We start from the raw sequence: 18114 nt of genomic DNA on the forward strand, positions 1-18114 counted from the left end.
ACGCAAGCTCGCCGCGATCGCCGGTGTCCTGCCGTTGAGTGCCCTGGCCGTGGGCGCGGCCGTCTGGTCCGGACACGACGACGGGCCCCGCAACGCCGTGAGCGCGGGCGGCACGCCGTCCGGTCATCCGACGCGGACGGACACGATTCCGACCAGGACCGAACCCGCCGCCGGGCTCGCGCCCGAAATCGCCAAGATCGGCAGTCGTCACATTGCCGCGCTGCACGCCATACACCTGCATTTGAATCACATATCCACCTACGATCCGCAATCGTTGGACGAATATTTCACGGGCGCACTGGATGCCACGACGGGCGCCTATCGGCAGCAGCTGATCGACACTCATCCCGCCACGCAGCAATATTTCCTCGCCACCAACTCTCGTAGCGAAGTGATCGAATTCAATTGCGGTCTGCGGGCGATCACCGGTACGACCGCGCTCGGCGTCGGATACGTCAAACAGTCCACCGTCACCGATCTCGCGCCGATCCCGGCCGTCTCCCTGACCGCCTGGGTGGTGACCGCGGAAGAACAGCCCGACGGCCGCTGGCTCATGAGCGACGCGAAGCGCATCTCCACCTGACTCGGCGGTAAGGTGAGCATCGTGCACGATGAAGTCACCGTTCAGATGGCGGCCCCCGCCCAGGAAATCTGGGACCTGATCAGCGATGTCACCAACGTCGGCCGGTTCAGCCCCGAAACCTACGGCGCCGAATGGGTAGGCGGCGCAACCGGTCCCGCGGTCGGTGCCAAATTCCGCGGCCAGGTCAACCGCAACGGCTGGGGCCTCAAGTACTCGACCGTGTGCCGTGTCATCGCCGCCGATCCCGGCCGCGAATTCGCCTTCACAGTCCTGGGTCCCGGCGGCATCGCCATCAACACCTGGCGCTACCACCTCGAACCCACCGACACCGGCACCGCCGTCACCGAATCCTTCACCCTCGCCGACATCCTCCCCCTGCGTCTCTACTGGCTCCTCGCAGGCTGGGCCCGCGGCAAGACCAACCGCGACGGCATGCAGCAAACCCTCGACCGCATCAAGGCCGACGTCGAATCAGCGAACTGACAGGTCAAGCGCGATCCGTGAGCGTGTCGTAGTGCTCACGCAAGGCCATGGTGACCGCGGCCAGGACGCGGTGGGTTGCCGCTAGATCTTCGACCGGGAATTCGGCCATGGCCGCCCGGGCGCTTTCGCCGACGGGGGTGAAGAAGTCCTGGGCCGCCTGGCTGCCGAGCGCGTCGCGGTACAGGATCACGCGCCGCCGGTCGTCGGGGTCGAGAACGCGGCGGAGGTGGCCGCTTTCGATGAGTCTGTCCACCAGATAGGTGACGGCCGGTGACGTCATGCCGGTGAGCTTGCCGAGTTGACCGGGCGTCAGGGGGCGGCCCGCGGACTCCGCCGCAGCGATGTGGAGCAACGCACGGAAGTCGTTGGGGCGCAGGCTGCTATCACGCGCGAACACATGGCCGAGCTGTTCGGAGACGACGCTCAGGGCACGAATCTCCAGCGTGATGTCGTTTTCCAGTGCGGCTCGGCCGGGCGTGGGTCCAGTGGGCGCGGCTGGTGTCGGGTCGCTGTCGGTCACCGCCGAAGCCTAACGCCTCTCAAGTATCTCCATTGATTAATAGTTAAGTTTCTGAGATAGTTTCCGTTGCCGAGCCGGCTCGAGAAACCAGCGACAGGAGCTTCCCCATGCGGTACGGGCAACCGAGCAGGACCGCGCTGGGCGCGGCCCGGGCGCGGGCACTGCATCAGACCCGGGAGGCGGCAGCCGTATTCGCCGACCCGCTGGCCGAAGCGATCGCCGGCGCCGTCGACGCCGCCGTGGGCCCGGCCGACGACGACCGTCCGCTTCCCGACGATGCCCGGCTGTTCCTGGCGATGCGGCACCGATTCGCCGAGGACGCGCTGGCCGCGGTGGCCGACCGGATCGAGCAGGTCGTCATCCTGGGTGCCGGATTGGATACGTTCGGTTACCGCAATCCGTATCCGGGGCTGCGGGTGTTCGAAGTGGATCACCCTGCGACGCAGCAGTGGAAACGTGAGCGCCTCGCGGATGCGGGCATCGCCGTTCCCTCCGCTGTGCGATTTGTTCCGGTCGACTTCGAGACCGACACTCTCGCAGCGAGTTTGGCCGCTGCCGGGTTCGATCGCAGCGCGCCGACCTTCTTCGTCTGGCTGGGCGTGATCGTCTATCTCACCCCGGAATCGGTCACCGCGACCCTGCGCTTCATCGCCGAGCACTCCGCGCGGACCGAGGTCGTCTTCGACTACAGCGGGCCGATCTCGGCACTGCCGCCGCAGCATCGGCCGATGGCCGAGCGGCTCACCCGTGTGATGGACGAGCTCGGCGAGCCGTGGCTGTCCTTGTTCACCCCCGAGGAAATCGCCGGTCAGCTGCACTCTTTGGGCTTCTCACAGATCGAGGATCTGGACCGGCGCGGACTCTTCGAGCGCTACGCACCCGGCACACCGACCGACGACGTCGTCGGCGGCCGCGTCCTGCACGCCGCGCATCCCGGGCATCCGTGAGCCGCACTTGCGCCCGATTCGCGTTCTCGCCGTAGGCGTTTCGACCGTTCCACTCCGCGTCGGATTGGTCGTCGCCCTGGTACTGCTGTCCGCGATGGCGCTGCTGGCGTCGGGAATCGGCGTGCACGGAGCGCTGAACCGGTCACTGACCGACCGGGTCGACGCGCAACTCGACGAGGCGGCACGCACCTGGGCTGTTCCCCGCCCCGCCAGCGAGCAGGTGCCCGAGGATGACAGGGCCCAACCCCGCCGATTCTTCGAAATGCGCCGCACCCCCGCCGGTGCGGTCTATCTCGAACTTCCCGGCGGCAGCGACCCTTCGGATATTCCGGCTGCCACCACCGCCACGACTGACGTCCCCACCACAACGGGTTCCGCGAACCACACCGGCGCGGGCTGGCGGGTCTTGACCGTCACCAACGAGTTCGGCTCAACCACCATCGGCCTCTCCCTAGCCGACAATCGCGAAACCCTTTCGCGGCTCGTCTATCTCGAATTCGCCATCGGCGCGACCGCCCTGCTCACCTTCGGCACCCTCGGCCACTTCGTCATCCGCCGCAGCCTCCGCCCCCTGCGAGCCGCCGAACGAACCGCAACGCTCGAACAAATCCACCACGATGCCGCGGCGATCGAGGCCGCCCAAGCCGAAGTGCAGCGCACCGAGGAAAAAATGCGCCGCTTCATCGCCGACGCCAGCCACGAACTCCGCACCCCGCTCACCACCATCCGCGGCTTCGCCGAACTCTACCGACTCGGCGGCACCCAAAACCCCGACCTGGTCATGACCCGCATCGAAGCCGAAGCAAACCGCCTGTCCACCTTGGTCGACGACCTACTGACCCTCGCCCGCCTGGACGCCGAACACCCACCCATTCGGGACCCGCGATATCACCGCACGCCGTGAGCAGCCACCTTGGCATCCAGGGATGGCAACTCCCCCGAATGCACCCCCGGTTCGGGATTGGGCATCGGCGTGACGATCCCGAACCCCATGCAATCCACGACCCTCACCGCGACAGCCATCACCCTCTGCCTCGACGGCCCCGCCGACAAGGTCACCGCGGGCTTCCTCCCCAGGGCGTATTGGGAGTTCCGCACCGGTTCATGAAAAGCAGGAGGAACCCCACCATGGACGGATCGGCCGCAGCCGGAGCGATCGCCATCATCGTCACTCTCGCGCCCGTGGTGCTGTTGACGATTCGCCTCGTCAAGATCAAGCGCCGCGGCATCGGCGGCGGCGAGTTCAACCATCCCCTCGCCAACGCGGGCTACGGCGGCGTCGCCCCCGCCACCACCATCCAGCAAGATTTCGGCGGCCCGGGCACCTCCCAACAAGACATACCCGCCGCTCCCCCTAACCCCGACCCGCGCGCCGGGTGATGCCTGCCGTGTCAGGCTGCCAAACGCTGCGCACGTCCGGCTCCTGCTCCTCGTTGCGCAGTCCGTCGGTCCACTCGACTTCGGCGAACCCGTGGCGCGCATAGAATCGCCGTGCCGGCTCGTTGACCTGGAATGTCCACAGTTCCAAACCATTCGGCCGACGCTGTTTGGCCAGGTTGATGAAGCGGTCCCCCAAACCCTTTCCCTGCCAGGCCGGATCGAGGTAGAGCTGCTCCAGTTCGTCGGTGGAGAGGACGAGAAGGCCGAGGATTGTGTCGTCGGCTGCGGCCAGCCAGGTTTCGCGGTGTGGCACGACAACGTCGGCGAACCAGCGTCGGACGGCGTCGTCGTCGTGAGCTCGACGGACTGTCGGTAATGCTGAGGAGTAGGACCGTAGCCACAGCTCGGCCAGTGCGGCGGCGTCGGTGTCGTTTGCGCGCCGGAAGAGGGGATTCACTCCACCCACGTTAGACATCGGGCGAATGCCTGGAAGGGTGGCGGCTGTGGGTGAGTGGGACATGGTGACGACGGGATGCAGTGGTGCCGCTGTGTGGCGGAGTCCGGACGGGCGCAGTTACGCCAAGACGGCGTCGAGTGCGGCGGGGGTAGGGGAACTGCAGGATGAGCGGGATCGGCTCGGGTGGTTGAGGACGGTCCCGGTGGGCAGCCCTGAGGTACTCGACTGGATCGAATCCGACGGGAAATGCACGTTGATCACTTCTGCGCTGCCGGGTGTGCCCGCGAGCGAGTTCCCGGCGAGCGCGGTCGAGAGTGTGACGCGGGAGTTGGTGCGTTTCCTCGCTGTGCTGCACGGCATTCCGGTGAGTTCATGTCCGTTCGACGGGCGACTCGATCTCACCATTCCCCGCGCTACGGCGAATGTGGCGGCGGGTCTGGTCGACGAAGACGACTTCGACGACGTGCGCCGGGGGCGGGCGGCGAGGGATCTGCTCGATGCGTTGGTGGCAGATCAGCCGCACGCCCGCGCGCTCGAGGCATCCGACCTGGCCGTGTGTCACGGCGACTTCTGTCTGCCGAATGTGCTACTCGACCCCGAAACACTCACTGTGACAGGCATTCTCGATGTAGGTCGACTCGGCGTCGCCGACCGGCATTTCGACCTGGCGCTGCTGACGCGCTCGATCGCGTCAGCCGAGCTCAATCCGAGCTTCGATTCTGCGTTGGCCGACGCGGTCATCGAGCGTACCGGCGCCGATCCGTGGCGGATCGAGTACTACCGCCTGCTCGACGAGTTCTTCTGAACGCTGGGTGAGTACTCCGGCTCGGCGGTCAGGTGCAGCACCGCGCTGTACGGGATGCGGGTTCCGGGGAGGCGGGGGTTGGGTGCGGGGAGGCGGGAGTAGAGGCGGAGCAGCGGGGGGAGGCGACGGAATCGCCTGGCGGCCTGCAGGACCGGTTCGATGTCGCGAGCGGTCCAGCCGAGACCTTCGAAGAAGGCGACGCCGTTGGTGGGGGTGAAGTGGAAGGGGGCGTTGCGGAGGACTTCGCTTCCCGTGCGGGACAGGGCTTTCGCGATGGCTATGGAGGAGATGTCGACGACCCAATCGGTGATCTCTTCGCGGTGGAGGTCGAGGGCGAGTTGGGTGACGTCGGCGGGGTGGAGGTACATGACGAGGCCCTCGGTGAGGACGAAGGCTCGGGAGGCGCCGGTGAGGGCTTCGGACAGGAATGCCCGCCGCGCGGTGGTGTCGGCGAGGTCGACGGCGTGCCTGGTGAGATGGCAACGGGGCGTGTGCGCTTCGAGCAGGTGAGTCTTCTCGGCGACCAACGCGGGGAGGTCGGCTTCGATCCAACGCAGGTCGCCGGGGAGGTCGAGACGGTAGGGGCGGGTGTCGAGGCCTGCCGCGAGGTTGATGACGAGGTCGCAGCCGTTGGTGATCGCCGCGAGGATCCGCTCGTCGATGAGCTTGGTGCGGACGATGATCGGCCAGCCGTTGCCCATGAAGTCGCGGGTTTCGGCGGCGATCGTGTGGCCCACCTCGCCGGTGAGCAGGGCGGCGAGGGGGTCGTGGAACAAGGCGTCGGGGCGGGCCGATTCCTCGGCACGGTAGGCGGCGACCCAGCGTGCGGTGTCGGAGACGGCCGGGGTGATCGGACCGGCGTCGGTCATGACTCTCCTTCGGTCGGCGCTCAACTGGCGGTGGGGGCGATGGCGGCGGCGATGCGGGGGCGCAGTTCGGCGGCGGGGATGACGGCGTCGACCGAGCCGACCGCGACCGCGCGCTGAATGCTGTGGATCCGGTCGAATTCGGCGCCGAGGGCCGAAAGGTGTTCGGCGCGTACGGAGATGCGCAGGTCGGCGAGTTCGGTGAGCAGTTCGGCGCGCTTGCCGGGATCGTCGGTGGTGTCGATGTGCTGGGTCAGGGCGCGAATGCGGGGGTCGTCGGTGGTGCGGGCGGCGACGGTGCGGGCGAAGACCACCGCGGCGGCGGGCGCGCCGCCGATCACCGAGGCGTAGGAGCCTTCGACGGCGAGCACCGTCATATTCGAGTTGAGGGCCTTGGAGAACACCACGAACGCACCGCCGTGGTAGCGCGAGATCACACAGAACACGATGCGGCCGTCGAAATTGACGATGGCGCGGCCGATTTCGGCGCCGTACTCCAGTTGCAGCCGCCGCATGGACTCCGGTGAGCCGTCGAAGCCCGACAGGTTGGCCAGCACCACCACCGGCCGGTTACCGCTGGCCGCGTTGATGGCCCGGGCCACCTTCTTGGACGAGAGCGGGAACAGCGTTCCGGCGGTGAAGGATTCGGGTCCGTCGGCCGATGGGAAGCCGTGCCGGGCCACCTGGGCGGATTCGATGCCGATCAGGCAGACCGGCCGGCCGTCGATGCGGGCGTCGGTGACCACCGCGGTGTCGGCCTCGGCCATGTCGGCCCAGCGTTCGGTGATCACATGATCCTGATCCGATACCGACCGCAGTACAGCGCGAATCGAGAAGGGCTTCTTGCGATCTGGATTGGTGGCCGACCCGAAGATCTGCCCGACGGTGGTGAACTCGCTGTCGGGATGCCGATGCGGGAAGCCGGTGACATCGCGGGAGACCGGATCGACGGTGACGGCGCGGCGCGGCCCGTCCTCACCGGCGACCACATACGTGTGCTCGTAGTGATCCATCAGAATGGCATGGGCCGCAGCGATATTCGGCGCGAAGTATTGCGCCTGCCCGTTCGGCCCCATGACGCGGGCGTACCCGCCGATGCCGAAGTTGTCCTCGGCGGACACACCGCCGGAGAAGTCCAGCGACTGCTTGCCGGTCAGCACCATGGCGCTGGCCGGGGTCATCACCAGGATGCCCCGGGTGTGCATGAGCATGGTGGCCTCGGCGTTCCAGTACGGTTGCGCACCGACATTGATGCCCGCCACCACGATATTGATCTCGCCGCCGTGCTGCGTGAACCGCACGATCCGCCGCAGTACCCGGGCCACCCAGTCCATGTTCTCGGTGCCGGATTCCATCGAGATCCGCGCCCCCGACGACAGTGCGTACCACTCCAGCGGAATGCGCCGGTGCTCGGCGAGATCCAGGGCGGCGGCGATGCGCGCGCATTCGGGTTCGCCGAGCGCGCCGAGTTCGCGGTACGGATCGCCGAACAGCACGATCCGTTGCAGCCCATCGGGATACAGCGTGCTGGGCGTGGACACCATGCCCACCACGATCCCGGCCCGATTGTGCCCGCGCGGCCGGTCGGCGTAGATCAGTCCGGTCCCGTCGGAATCCAGGTCGAGTTCGGTGAAGCTGCCGTCGTGTCCGCGCACCAGGTCGATGAGTTCGTACGGGTAGACCGCGCCGCGCCGGCGCACCCGCAGCACCTTCTGGTCGTAATCGGTCAGTGGCGCAAGCGGTTCCGCGGGCGGCGCGTCGACGGTGACCTCGGTGCCGCCGGTCAGGTCGTAGCGGAAGCGGGTGATCTGGAAGTCGAGAGAACCGTCGCCGCGACGCACCCGCCCGTGCACGATCACTTCCTGGATCCCGGCCCGCACGATCTGGGGTGCGGTGGCGTGCAGCCAGTCCGCCAGCGCGGTGGTGTCGACGTCGATGATCGGGCGGATATCGAGCCATACGTGATTGAGTTCCAGGCGGTTGCCCGCCGGGTCCAGTTCGCGGCGCGCCTGCGCCACCACTTCCGCGCAGGTGTTGAGCACGGTTTCGGCACCGCGCACCGTGATCAGTTCCCCGGCACCGTCGTGCACCGGTTCGAAGCGCCGTACCTGAGCCAGCGCCACCAGTCGCGCGTCCGAGGAATTCTGTTCGGCCACCGCGTGATACAGGGACACGTCCGGCGGCGCGGGCAGCCGGTCGAGGTGGAAGTTGCGCAGTCGCCACAGGTGCAGCCGACGCCCGACCAGCGGGTGCACGCCCCGGATCACGGTGTCCTCCACCAGATCACCGCCGCGACTGCGGTACGTGAAGTGTTCGAGCGGACGGCCGTCGGAGGGCGCGAGAGCGATGGTGATCCGCCGAGCTCGGTGCTCGATCCCGGTAATCCGGAGCGCGGCAAGCAGATCCAGCGCGCGATCCTCGGCAGAGTCGGGAGCGTCCGGCCAGCACAGCAACAGATCCAGCACGTGCACGTGTTCGGCCGGTGCCGCCTCGAGCAGGTCACGCAGCGCGGACACCAGGTCACCGGAGGGACCGTCGAGCAGATCACTCATTCGGGCGACGACGGCGACGCAGGTGGTGGCCACCGTGTTTCCCGGCCGCAATTCCAGCTGGTAGTCGCAGATCGCGAACGCCTGTCCCGCAATGGAAACCGTCGCGACCGTCCCCAACCGCTGCTCACCGTAACGGCGTCGGCACATCACCTCGAGCAGCGGATCCACCGGTGCGCGAGTGCCGCGCCGCAACCGCTCCCCCACGATCGCGTCGAGGGATTCGGGAATGTCGGCGAGGACGGTGAGCCGCCGCGTCCGTTCCGCCGACTCCGGAAGTGCTGCCAGCGCGCGCAATTCGTCCGGCACCCCCGCCAACATGGCGTCCCGGGCGGCTTCGGCCTCGGGGTCCAGGTACCACCGGAACTCGACGCTGCGCGCCAGGTCGGCCAGCATCGGCGTGCGGGCCGCCGCCACCCGGATCAGCCGCTCGAGCGTGGCCCGGATATCGGGTTCGCCGTCCGGGCGCGGCGCGCTCAGCCACGCCTTCAGCAGCTCCCGCACGCTGTGGGCGGCCTCGTCCAATCGCTTGCCCGCCAGGAAGATTCGATACACCGCCTGCTCGAGCTCGGGGCCGCGCTCGACGCCGTCGACACCGTAGCGCCGCAGCCCCGTGGTCAGGGCCTGCCGGAAGCCGGTGGACAGCGCCCCACGGCGCACGTCCAGGCTCTGCAGGTACACGTGCAGTTGTTCACGGCGGCTGCGGTGCGAATCCTCTTCCGGCGTCGTATCCGACAGCTCGGCGATATCGCAGTAGGCGTCGATGACGTCTGCCTCGGCCGCCAGGAATCCCGCCAGCCCCTCGCGCCCGCGCAGGTACCGGGTCAGCGCCGCAGCGGACTCCCCGGCGAGATCGAATCCCATGATCGCACTGACGATCTCGTGCAACGCCTGCCGTGCGGCCGCGACCGGTTCCGACGCCACGCCGACCGGAAGCCGCAGATCGACCGGTTCGAGCGGCATCGCGTCGATGGTCTCGCCCACCGGTTCCAGTTGCGCCAGCAGCGTTCCCGTCGCCACCTGGCTGCCGACGGAGACCAGCAGTTCCCGCACCCGGGCGTCGAACGGCGCGGCCAGTACCGTCTCCATCTTCATGCTCTCGAGCACCAGTACCGGCGCTCCGGCGGCGATGGTCGCGCCCGCCGCGACCGGTGTGGCGACCACCAGCGCCGGGGCGGGGGCCCGCACCGCGCCGCCCTCGTCCCGGCCGACCCGGTGCGCCACCCCGTCGACCTCGACCACCTGCACGGTCCCGTGGATCGCGGTGACCACCCGATAGGTCCGGTCCCCGACCGTGAGCCGGCTCGTGTAGGCGTCACGCCGTTCCAGGACGGCGTCGAACCCGGTGTCGTCCACCTGGATTCGGTAGCGATCGGCGGCGATCCGGCAGGCCAGCGTGCGATGGGTGCGCCCGGACAACTTCACCTCGACGGCCCGTACGGGCTCGTCGAGCAGCTGCGGCCGACCGCCGCGACCGGTCTCCCACAGTCGGGTGCGACGCGCCCGCTCCTCGTCCTCGTATCCGGCGATGGCCGCCGCGGCCAGCGCGATCCCGGCCTGCTGGGCCGGGGCGAGTCCACCAGCGGCGCGGGCGCGGTCCACCCAGCGGGTGTCGGCGGTGGCGTCGATGACCTCGGGCGCGTCCAGCAGCGACATCAGCAGGCTCTTGTTGGTGGCCCCGCCCTCGATCACGACGGTGGTCTCGGCGACCGCCCGCCGCAGCCGGGCCAGCGCCTCGTCCCGATCCCGGCCGTAGGCAATGATCTTCGCGATCATGGAGTCGAAGTCCGGCGGGATCTCGTCGCCCTCGATCACCCCGGTGTCGATGCGGATGCCCGGCCCGACCGGCCAGCGCAGCAGTTCGATGCGTCCGGGTGCGGGTGCGAAGTCCCGGTCGGCGTCCTCGGCATTGAGCCGGGCCTCGATGGCGTGCCCGCGCTCGCTCGGTCGGGTGCCGCGCAGCGGGAGTCCGGCGGCCACCTCGATCTGGCACTTCACCAGGTCGATCCCGGTGGCCAGCTCCGTCACCGGATGTTCGACCTGCAGGCGGGTATTGACCTCGAGAAAGGCGAACAGCCGCTCCTGGGGCTGGTAGAGGAATTCCACTGTCGCCGCGCCGCAGTAGCCGACGGCCAGTGCCAGCTGCTCCGCCGAATCCTTCACGGTGGCAATCTGTTCCGCGTCCAGCAGCGGCGACGCCGATTCCTCGATGATCTTCTGATTGCGGCGCTGCACGCTGCAGTCACGCACCCCGAGCGCCCACGCGGTGCCGTGCGCGTCGGCAATCACCTGTACCTCGATGTGCCGAGCACCGTCCACGAGCCGCTCCAGGAACACGGTGCCGTTGCCGAACGAGCGCAGGGCTTCCTCGCTGGTGCGGGTGTAGGCGTCGCGCAGCTCGGCGGGCGAGGTGACGATGCGGATGCCCCGGCCGCCACCGCCCGCGGTCGCCTTGAGCATCAACGGGTATCCGACCGCGTCCGCCTGCAGCAGCGCGTCGTCCAGCGACTCCACCGGTCCGCGACTCCACGCGGCCACCGGGACGCCGACCTTTTCGGCCAGCAGCTTGGCCCCGATCTTGTCCCCGAGCGCGCGCATCGCGTCGGCGCTGGGCCCCAGGAATGTCACGCCGAGCCGGTCGCACAGTTCGACGAAGGCCGGATCCTCGGCCACGAAACCCCAACCGACCCAGGCCGCCTCGGCGCCGGTGTCGATCAGCGCCCGCTCCAGCACCGCGAGATCCAGGTACGGCCGCGCCGAGGCAGGCCCGAGGTTGTAGGACTGATCCGCGTCGCCGACGAATCCCGCGTGCCGCTCGCCTTCGGTGTAGAGCGCGATCGTCCGTAGTGGCGCACGGTCGCGATGCTCGGCGTTGAACTCCCGGACCGCGTGGATCAGGCGGCGGGCCGCCTCTCCACGATTGACGATGGCGATACGCGTGAACATGACTACTCCAAAGGCGAAACTTCGAATGCGAACGTCGAGCGGCTAGCGGCGCAGCAGGGTGACGCCGAGACTCACCAATCCGGCGGCCAGCGTGACCGCGCCGAGCCACAGCACCGCGATGAAGGGACTCGGCTGGGTCCGTCCGGAGCCCAGCGCGGACAGGAAGAAGCCCGCCGAGATCAATACGGCGGCAACGGGAATGGCCAGGCGGGTCAGCCAGCCGAACCAGCCGGAGAGCCGCACCGAATCGGTGAGGATCAGCGCGAGCAGCGAAAGGATCAGCAGCACACCGGCATGCGCGTGTCCGGCCCGGTCGAAACTCGCCTGAAAGGCGGTCTGCGGCACGGTGCCGCTGTCGACCAGGGTCAGAAAGTAGCCGCCGAACTCCACCGACGGCAGCACCAGCAGCAGGATTCCGGCGATCCGGCGGGTTGTGGGTGAAAAGGCAACGGGCAGTGCGGCGCTCACCGGAGCGCGATTCTCGACGGACATCGGATCACCTTTCGGGATGGCTCTGAGGCTATGCGGGTCCGGCAGTGAGCTGGAGGCCACTTTGGATGCAGACGCGTGCCTCCAAGGAGGCATTGATCAGCGGATACGGCCGTTGATCAGTTCGGCGATGGCCGCGGGCCGGGCGTCCAGGTAGAAGTGGCCCCCGGGAAAGACATTCAGCTCGAACGCGCCCGCGGTGTGGGTTCGCCACCGGTCCACCTGGTCCGGGGTGACCACCGGGTCGTCGGCGCCGGTGAGCCCGACGATGGGGCAGCGCAGTGGAGCGCCGGGCGTGTAGAGGTAGTTCTCGATCGCGCGGTAGTCGCTGCGCACCGTCGGAAGGACGGCGGCGGCGAGCGCCGCATTGGTGCGCAGCACCCCCACCGACGCCGAATCGTTGGCCAGCTTCTCCAGCTCGGTGATGAGGGTGGCGTCGGAAGTGTCCGAGAGCCGGTCGGTCTCGCGCTCGGACGGGGCGGTGCGACCGGACGCGAACAGCACGCTCGGTCCCGTCCCGCGGGCCTCGAGCCGGCGGGCGGTCTCGAAGGCGACGGTCGCGCCCATGCTGTGCCCGAACAGGGCGAGCTCACCGCCGAGCAGGGGCGTCACGGCGGCTGCTACGTGGCCGGCCAGTTCGGTGAGCGACGAGATCATCGGTTCCCCGATCCGGTCGCGGCGGCCCGGGTATTGCACGGCATAGACGCCGACACCGTCGGTGATGTGGTCGGCGAGTGCGCGATACCCGCCGGCCGCCCCGCCGCCGGGTGGGAAGCACACCAGCGTCGGGTGTCCCTCCCGGCCCGGGCGCATGCGGCGTAGCCACAGCGCGAACGCGTCCATCACGCCGTCTCCTGGCGGGCCCGCAGCCAGCGTTCGGTGAAGGCGTCCACGGCACCGGAATCCTCGATGATGCCCTTGGCGAACGCGGCCGCGATCAGCCTGCCCGCCATGGGAATTCCGGAATCCACCGTCACCGAGAACTCGGTGACACAGCCGTCGGTGCCGTCCCGCAGCTCACAGCTGCCGTTCATGGTGCCGACCGAGGCGATACCGCCCCGGATCTCGGCCCGGGCCGTTCCGTCCACCAGTGGCGGCCAGTGTTCGGCGTAGTCCAGGCGCAGCCCGGCGGGCCACATCCGGGCCAGCCGGGGCGGCAGCTGATCGGCGACAACGGGTTTGGATACGGTGGCGATGAGCAGGCCGTCGGCGTCGCGCAGCAGGGTCAGTTCGGCGTGCGGGCCGTCGAGTTCGGCGACCCGTGCCTGCCAGTACTCATCACTGTGCAGTGCCTCGTGGAAAACCCTGGTAGGAGCGGAGAAATTGCTGATCAGGCGAATCTTCTGAGGCATTGCGCTTCCTCGATCGAGGGTGGGATATCAGGATTTCGGCGGCGAGATACGGGCGCGGGCCGCCGCCCAGGACAGCGGGATGTCGGCGGTCGACCCGGCCGTCTCCACGAAGTTCGGGTTGCCGATGCGACCGGCCATATCGGCCAGCATCTTCGCGTGCGTGCCGCTGTGCGCGAACTCGTCCATGGCGGCCTTGTCGGACCAGGCGGACAGGGTCCAGAAGGTCTTGTGGACCAGCTTGGCGTCCAGGGCGAACCCGACGCAGCCCGGCGCGGACTGCAGCTGGGCGCGAATCCGCATGGTCCAGTACAGGAATCGGGGCACGTCACTGTAGTTGGTGAGCGGCAGCCGGGAGGTGAGCACGTGCAGCGCGTCACCATCGGTGGGCTGGTGCGGTCCCTTGGTCCAGGGTAGAGCGGGCATGTCGATCTCCTTGTTGTCGGGTGAACAGGTTCCTCGTGACTATGAGCCGGTTGCCACCGGTTCGGGTTCCGATTCCGGTGCCGGTGCGGCGATCTCGCCGTCGGACTCGTGAATGCCGTAGCGCTCGTAGAGCCGTCGCAGCGGGCCCGGAGCCCACCAGCCCAGGTGGCCGAGCAGCCGCATGATGGCGGGCACCAGCAGGATCCGAACCACGGTGGCGTCCAGCACGATCGCCACCACCATGCCCACACCGAACAGGATCATGGTGAGCACCTGACTCGACGCCATGGCCGCCAGTGGCACGCACATGAGCAGCGCGGCACTGGTGATCAGCCGACCGGTGCGCTGCACACCCGTGGCCACCGCCGCGGTCGGATCCCCGAGCAGGTCGTACTGCTCGCGCACCCGCGACAGCAGGAACACCTCGTAGTCCATCGAGAGACCGAAGATCAAGGCGAACAACATGATCGGCATGTTCGGCTCGATATTGCCGGTCGGCGTGAAGCCCAGCAGGTTCGACAGATGCCCGTCCTGGAACACCAGCACCAGCACGCCGAAGGTGGCCGAGAGCGACAGCAGGTTCATCGCGATCGCCTTGAGCGGCAACAGGACCGAACCGAATGCCAGGAACAGCAGCACGTAGGTCGCGACGGCGATGTAGAGCAGCATCCCCGGCAAGGCGTCACCGAGCCGGTTGAGGGTGTCGTCGTAGGTCGCGGTCTCGCCACCGAAGTACACCTTGGCGCCGGCGGGCTTGGGCTGATCCTCGAGGCGGTGCAGCAGTTCCCGGCTCGGCTTGGACACCGCCGCACCGGTGTAGGTCACCGACACCCGTGCGACATTGCCGCCGATCCCGGTGATCTCGGCCCGGTCCGCACCGGATACCGCGCCGAGCCGCTTGGTGTAATCCGCCAGCGCCACTTGCTGATCCGGCTGGTCGGCCGGCCCGGGCAATTCGAGGACCGCGTCGATGGTCTTGGCCGCACCGCTCGGGAAGTCCTTCTCCAGCATGCTGAAGACCTGACGCCCCTGCGCCGACTCCGGCAGCTGCCGGGCGTCGTTCACACCGAACTCGATGCGCAGCACCGGCGCGGCCAGCACCAGCAGCAGCGCGATGGCGGCGGTGGCGACGAGCACCGGGCGGCGCATGACCCCGTGCGCCAGCTTGAACCAGAACCCGGTCGCGCTGGGGACCGCCGAACGCTGCTTCCACAGCGACAGCGCGTTGATACGGTGCCCCAGCAGGGCGAGCACCGCGGGCAAGGCCACCAGCGAGAAGAACATCGACAGCAGCACCGCCGCGACGCCGCCGTAGGCCATGGACTTCAGGAACACGAAGGGGAAGAAGCTCATCGAGGCGAGCGCGACCGCCACCGTGATGCCCGAGACCGCCACGGTACGACCGGCGGTGGACAGGGTCCGGGCGAGCGCGTCCGCACCGGTGTGCCCCTGCTCCATCTCCTCGCGGTAGCGGCTCACGATGAACAGGCCGTAGTCGATGGCGACCGCGAGGCCCAGGATGGTCACCAGACTCATGGCGAAGACCGAGATGTCGGTGAACTGGGCGAAGATGCGCAGCACCGCCATCGAGCCCAGGATCGACAGGCCACCGACGGCCAAAGGCAGGCTGGCGGCGACGAAGCCGCCGAACACGATGACCAGCAGGATGAACAGCACCGGGAACGACAGCCCCTCGGCCATGCCCAGGTCCTTGCCGACCTGATCTCCGGCCTCGTAACCGGCCGGGGTGTTGCCACCCCGGAAGGTCTGCAGTCCGGGAGCCGTCAGCTTGTCCTTGATCTTCAGGTAGCTGTCCTGCTTGGCGTTGTCGTCCCCGCCGACGAAGTTCAGCAGCACGTAGGTGGCGTGGCGGTCGTGGCTGACCAGTTCGGCCAGGTTCGAGTGCCAGTAGTCGACCGAGCCGGTGACCGACGAAGTCGGCAGTGCCGCAATGGTATCCGTGACGGACTTGCGGAACGCGTCGTCGTCGACGGTGCGGTCGGCGCTGCGGTAGACGATCACCGCGTCGGGGCTGCGCTGGGCGAAGGATTTGTCGGCCAGCTCCGCGGCGTGGCGGCTGTCGGAGCCGCGCGCCTCGAATCCGTTGGGCACCATGTCGCCGAAGACGCCCAGGCCGTAGATGCCGGAGAGGATCGCGAGCACCGCGGTCACCGCCAGCACCGACAGTCGCCGCCGGTGTACGAAATATCCCAGTCTTTCGAACACTGCCTTACCCCTTTCGAGCAGTAAAGATCAATGAGCCGTGGATGTCTCAGCAGCGACCTCGGTGGTCGCGAGAGTGTCGAGTTCGGCGTCGACCGCGGTGTCGGTGGCCGTTGCGGGCCGATGCGGCAGCAGGATCGCGACGACGAGCGCCACGGTCAGGAAGCCGCACGCCCACCAGAGCGCCTGCAGATAGCCGTCGGTGAACGCCTGCCGGTTGGCGTAGCTGCCGTGGGCGGCGAAAACCGCACCCAGCACCGCGATTCCGAGCACGGTGCCGAAGTACCGCACCGCACTCGAGACACCGGACGCCACGCCTTCGTATTGCGGCGCAACGTATTCCAGCGCGAGCCTCGCGATCGGAGGGAAGAACAGTCCCATGCCCGCGCCACTGATGACGAATGCCGGAACCAGCACCAGGAAGGAGACATCGGGCGACGTGACCGCGGCCAGCCAGCCCAGTCCGATCGCCTGCAGCGCCAAACCCGCGACCAGGACCGGCTTTCCACCGATCTTGTCGATGAGGATGCCCGCGATCGGCGCGGTGAAGGTCGGCATGGCCGTCCACGCGAGGGTGTGCACACCGGCCGAGAGCGCCGAATAGTGTTGCACCGTCTGCAGGAACTGCACCAGGAAGAACACCGCGCCGAACATGCCGACCGACATGCCGAGCGCCGCGATCAGGGTGAGGTTGAAACCGCGGCTGGTGAAGACCACCGGCGGCACCATGGGCTCGGCGACCCGGTTGATCCAGACCGCGAACACCACCAGCAGCAGCACACCGCCGATCAGCGAACCCAGCACTCCAATGCTGGTCCACCCGTGGTCATTACCCCGGATGAGGCCGAAGACGATGCCCAGCAGACCCAGCGCGATCAGCGCGTTGCCCACCAGATCCAGGCGGGTGTTGGGCCCGATGCTCTCCCCCACCAGCGCGATCGCGAGCGGAATCAGCACCGCGCCGATGGGGACGTTGACCCAGAAGATCCATTGCCACGACGCGGCATTGGTGATCGCGCCACCGACGACGGGGCCCAGCCCGACCGCCAGGCCGCTCATCGCGCTCCACATGCCGATGGCCGCGCCGCGCTTGTTCGGCGGCACCGCCTGCGCGAGCAGTGTCAGGGTGAGCGGGATGACGATCGCGGCGCCGATGCCCTGCACCGCGCGGGCGGCGATGAGCGCGCCGATGGAGGTCGACAGCGCACACGCCGCGGAGGCGACGGTGAAGATGACCATGCCGACCACGAAGGTCCGCTTGCGGCCGAATCGGTCACCGAGCGAGGCGCCGGCCAGCAGCAGCACGGCCTCGGTCAGGGTGTAGGAGTTGATGATCCATTGCAGGCCGTCGAGGCCCGTGTGCAGTTCGGTGCGGATGGTCGGCAGCGCGTTGAAGACGACCAGGTTATCGAGCGACACCATGAAAATGGCGATTCCGCTGACAACGAAGGTCCACAACACGCGACGAGAGTCGGTGTTCGACATCGATGATTCCTATGAAAGAATGTGGCGTATCACGTATTTCGAATGCGCGAGGAATTCACCGAGAAAAGCGACGACGTTTATCCGGTGCCGTCGGGATTCAGCAGGTCCAGTTCCAGCACACTCGTGACATTCAGCAGCATGCCCTGCGCCATGAATTCGAACGCGCCGCCGGCGTCACTGCCGGAGAGCTCCTTCACCACCCGGTACAGGCTGTGAAAACGTTCGCGCGCGAGGAGACGGATCTCTTCGTCGAGAGCCGACGCCGCGTACACCTGCAATTGAAAGGTGAGCGACTGGCGATCGCCCAGCAGATCGATATAGGCCTCGGCCATCGCGTCCAGCCGAGTTTCCTGCGCACTGCGCTCGGCGGCCGCCTTGAAGGCATCCTCGACAGCGTCGAAGCCTTGGTTCGTGGCGGCCAGGAAGACCGCTTTCTTGGTCGGGAACAACCGGAACAGATAGGCCTGCGAAATCCCGGCCCGCCGGGCGATCGACTCCGTTGTCGTCGCCGTGTAGCCACCGGCGGCGAACTCGGCGATGGCCGCGGCCAGTACCTGTTCGCGTCGTGCGCTCGCTGACATGCGTGCTCGAGCCGGTGAACTCATG

Annotated in this window: 18 protein-coding genes; 7 read left to right on the forward strand and 11 right to left on the reverse strand. The window is 68.0% G+C overall.

The genetic code is table 11. From position 1 onward, the window contains the following. Window positions 1-49: 49 nt before the first annotated feature. Together ACFXHA_RS34190 and ACFXHA_RS34195 are read left to right on the forward strand one after the other, a co-directional pair. Window positions 50-583: a hypothetical protein gene (locus tag ACFXHA_RS34190; protein ID WP_379363539.1), complete on the forward strand. Its 534-nt coding sequence runs from the start codon at window positions 50-52 to the stop codon at window positions 581-583. Between the two features lie 21 nt (window positions 584-604). Beyond that, entirely contained in the window at window positions 605-1066 is a 462-nt protein-coding gene (locus ACFXHA_RS34195) for an SRPBCC family protein (RefSeq protein WP_379363541.1), read from the forward strand. A 4-nt stretch (window positions 1067-1070) separates the two neighbouring features. Here the strand turns inward: ACFXHA_RS34195 and ACFXHA_RS34200 are convergent, their stop codons facing one another. After that, window positions 1071-1586: a MarR family winged helix-turn-helix transcriptional regulator gene (locus ACFXHA_RS34200; protein ID WP_379363543.1), complete on the reverse strand. Its 516-nt coding sequence runs from the start codon at window positions 1584-1586 to the stop codon at window positions 1071-1073. A gap of 107 nt (window positions 1587-1693) precedes the next feature. Between ACFXHA_RS34200 and ACFXHA_RS34205 the strand changes: the two genes are divergently transcribed. From ACFXHA_RS34205 to ACFXHA_RS34220, 4 genes are read left to right on the forward strand one after another with little or no spacing between them, the layout of a single operon-like run. Then, window positions 1694-2533: a class I SAM-dependent methyltransferase gene (locus tag ACFXHA_RS34205; RefSeq protein WP_379363545.1), complete on the forward strand. Its 840-nt coding sequence runs from the start codon at window positions 1694-1696 to the stop codon at window positions 2531-2533. A 7-nt stretch (window positions 2534-2540) separates the two neighbouring features. Continuing rightward, on the forward strand, window positions 2541-3437 hold the full coding sequence (locus ACFXHA_RS34210; RefSeq protein WP_379363547.1) for a histidine kinase dimerization/phospho-acceptor domain-containing protein: 897 nt from the start codon (window positions 2541-2543) through the stop codon (window positions 3435-3437). A gap of 9 nt (window positions 3438-3446) precedes the next feature. Further along, window positions 3447-3641: a hypothetical protein gene (locus ACFXHA_RS34215; RefSeq protein WP_379363549.1), complete on the forward strand. Its 195-nt coding sequence runs from the start codon at window positions 3447-3449 to the stop codon at window positions 3639-3641. Window positions 3642-3661: 20 nt separating this feature from the next. After that, window positions 3662-3913, forward strand: coding sequence for a hypothetical protein (locus ACFXHA_RS34220; RefSeq protein WP_379363551.1), 252 nt, complete (start codon window positions 3662-3664; stop codon window positions 3911-3913). On the opposite strand, the gene ACFXHA_RS34225 is transcribed toward ACFXHA_RS34220, so the two are convergent. Then, window positions 3888-4370 carry a GNAT family N-acetyltransferase gene (locus ACFXHA_RS34225; RefSeq protein WP_379363553.1) on the reverse strand — a complete coding sequence of 161 codons (483 nt, stop codon included), beginning with the start codon at window positions 4368-4370 and terminating at the stop codon, window positions 3888-3890. The genes ACFXHA_RS34220 and ACFXHA_RS34225 overlap by 26 nt on opposite strands. Before the next feature lie 61 nt (window positions 4371-4431). Between ACFXHA_RS34225 and ACFXHA_RS34230 the strand changes: the two genes are divergently transcribed. After that, window positions 4432-5175 (forward strand): APH(3') family aminoglycoside O-phosphotransferase, encoded by a 744-nt coding sequence (locus ACFXHA_RS34230; RefSeq protein ID WP_379363919.1) that lies wholly within the window; start codon window positions 4432-4434, stop codon window positions 5173-5175. On the opposite strand, the gene ACFXHA_RS34235 is transcribed toward ACFXHA_RS34230, so the two are convergent. The 9 genes from ACFXHA_RS34235 to ACFXHA_RS34275 form a co-directional block, all read right to left on the reverse strand. Beyond that, on the reverse strand, window positions 5148-6044 hold the full coding sequence (locus ACFXHA_RS34235) for a class I SAM-dependent methyltransferase (protein WP_379363555.1): 897 nt from the start codon (window positions 6042-6044) through the stop codon (window positions 5148-5150). The genes ACFXHA_RS34230 and ACFXHA_RS34235 overlap by 28 nt on opposite strands. 20 nt (window positions 6045-6064) lie before the next feature. Continuing rightward, on the reverse strand, window positions 6065-11536 hold the full coding sequence (locus ACFXHA_RS34240) for a carboxyl transferase domain-containing protein (protein WP_379363557.1): 5472 nt from the start codon (window positions 11534-11536) through the stop codon (window positions 6065-6067). Between the two features lie 42 nt (window positions 11537-11578). Further along, window positions 11579-12028, reverse strand: coding sequence for a hypothetical protein (locus ACFXHA_RS34245; protein WP_379363559.1), 450 nt, complete (start codon window positions 12026-12028; stop codon window positions 11579-11581). 96 nt (window positions 12029-12124) lie between these two features. Continuing rightward, a complete protein-coding gene (locus tag ACFXHA_RS34250; RefSeq protein WP_379363921.1) occupies window positions 12125-12868 on the reverse strand; it encodes a thioesterase II family protein in 744 nt (247 codons plus the stop codon). Beyond that, complete coding sequence (locus tag ACFXHA_RS34255) at window positions 12868-13377, reverse strand: DUF2505 domain-containing protein (RefSeq protein ID WP_379363561.1); 510 nt, start codon at window positions 13375-13377, stop codon at window positions 12868-12870. The genes ACFXHA_RS34250 and ACFXHA_RS34255 overlap by 1 nt, the downstream gene beginning before the upstream one ends. Window positions 13378-13404: 27 nt before the next feature. Beyond that, window positions 13405-13800: a hypothetical protein gene (locus tag ACFXHA_RS34260; protein WP_379363563.1), complete on the reverse strand. Its 396-nt coding sequence runs from the start codon at window positions 13798-13800 to the stop codon at window positions 13405-13407. Between the two features lie 39 nt (window positions 13801-13839). Continuing rightward, the gene (locus ACFXHA_RS34265; protein ID WP_379363565.1) at window positions 13840-16026 is read right to left on the reverse strand and encodes an MMPL family transporter; all 2187 of its coding nucleotides are present in this window, start codon (window positions 16024-16026) and stop codon (window positions 13840-13842) included. A 27-nt stretch (window positions 16027-16053) separates the two neighbouring features. Further along, on the reverse strand, window positions 16054-17508 hold the full coding sequence (locus ACFXHA_RS34270) for an MFS transporter (RefSeq protein ID WP_379363567.1): 1455 nt from the start codon (window positions 17506-17508) through the stop codon (window positions 16054-16056). A gap of 77 nt (window positions 17509-17585) precedes the next feature. Then, window positions 17586-18113 carry a TetR/AcrR family transcriptional regulator gene (locus tag ACFXHA_RS34275; RefSeq protein WP_379363569.1) on the reverse strand — a complete coding sequence of 176 codons (528 nt, stop codon included), beginning with the start codon at window positions 18111-18113 and terminating at the stop codon, window positions 17586-17588. Window position 18114 lies beyond the last annotated feature (1 nt).

It is taken from the genome of Nocardia sp. NPDC059240 (assembly GCF_042753865.1).
Classification (GTDB): domain Bacteria; phylum Actinomycetota; class Actinomycetes; order Mycobacteriales; family Mycobacteriaceae; genus Nocardia.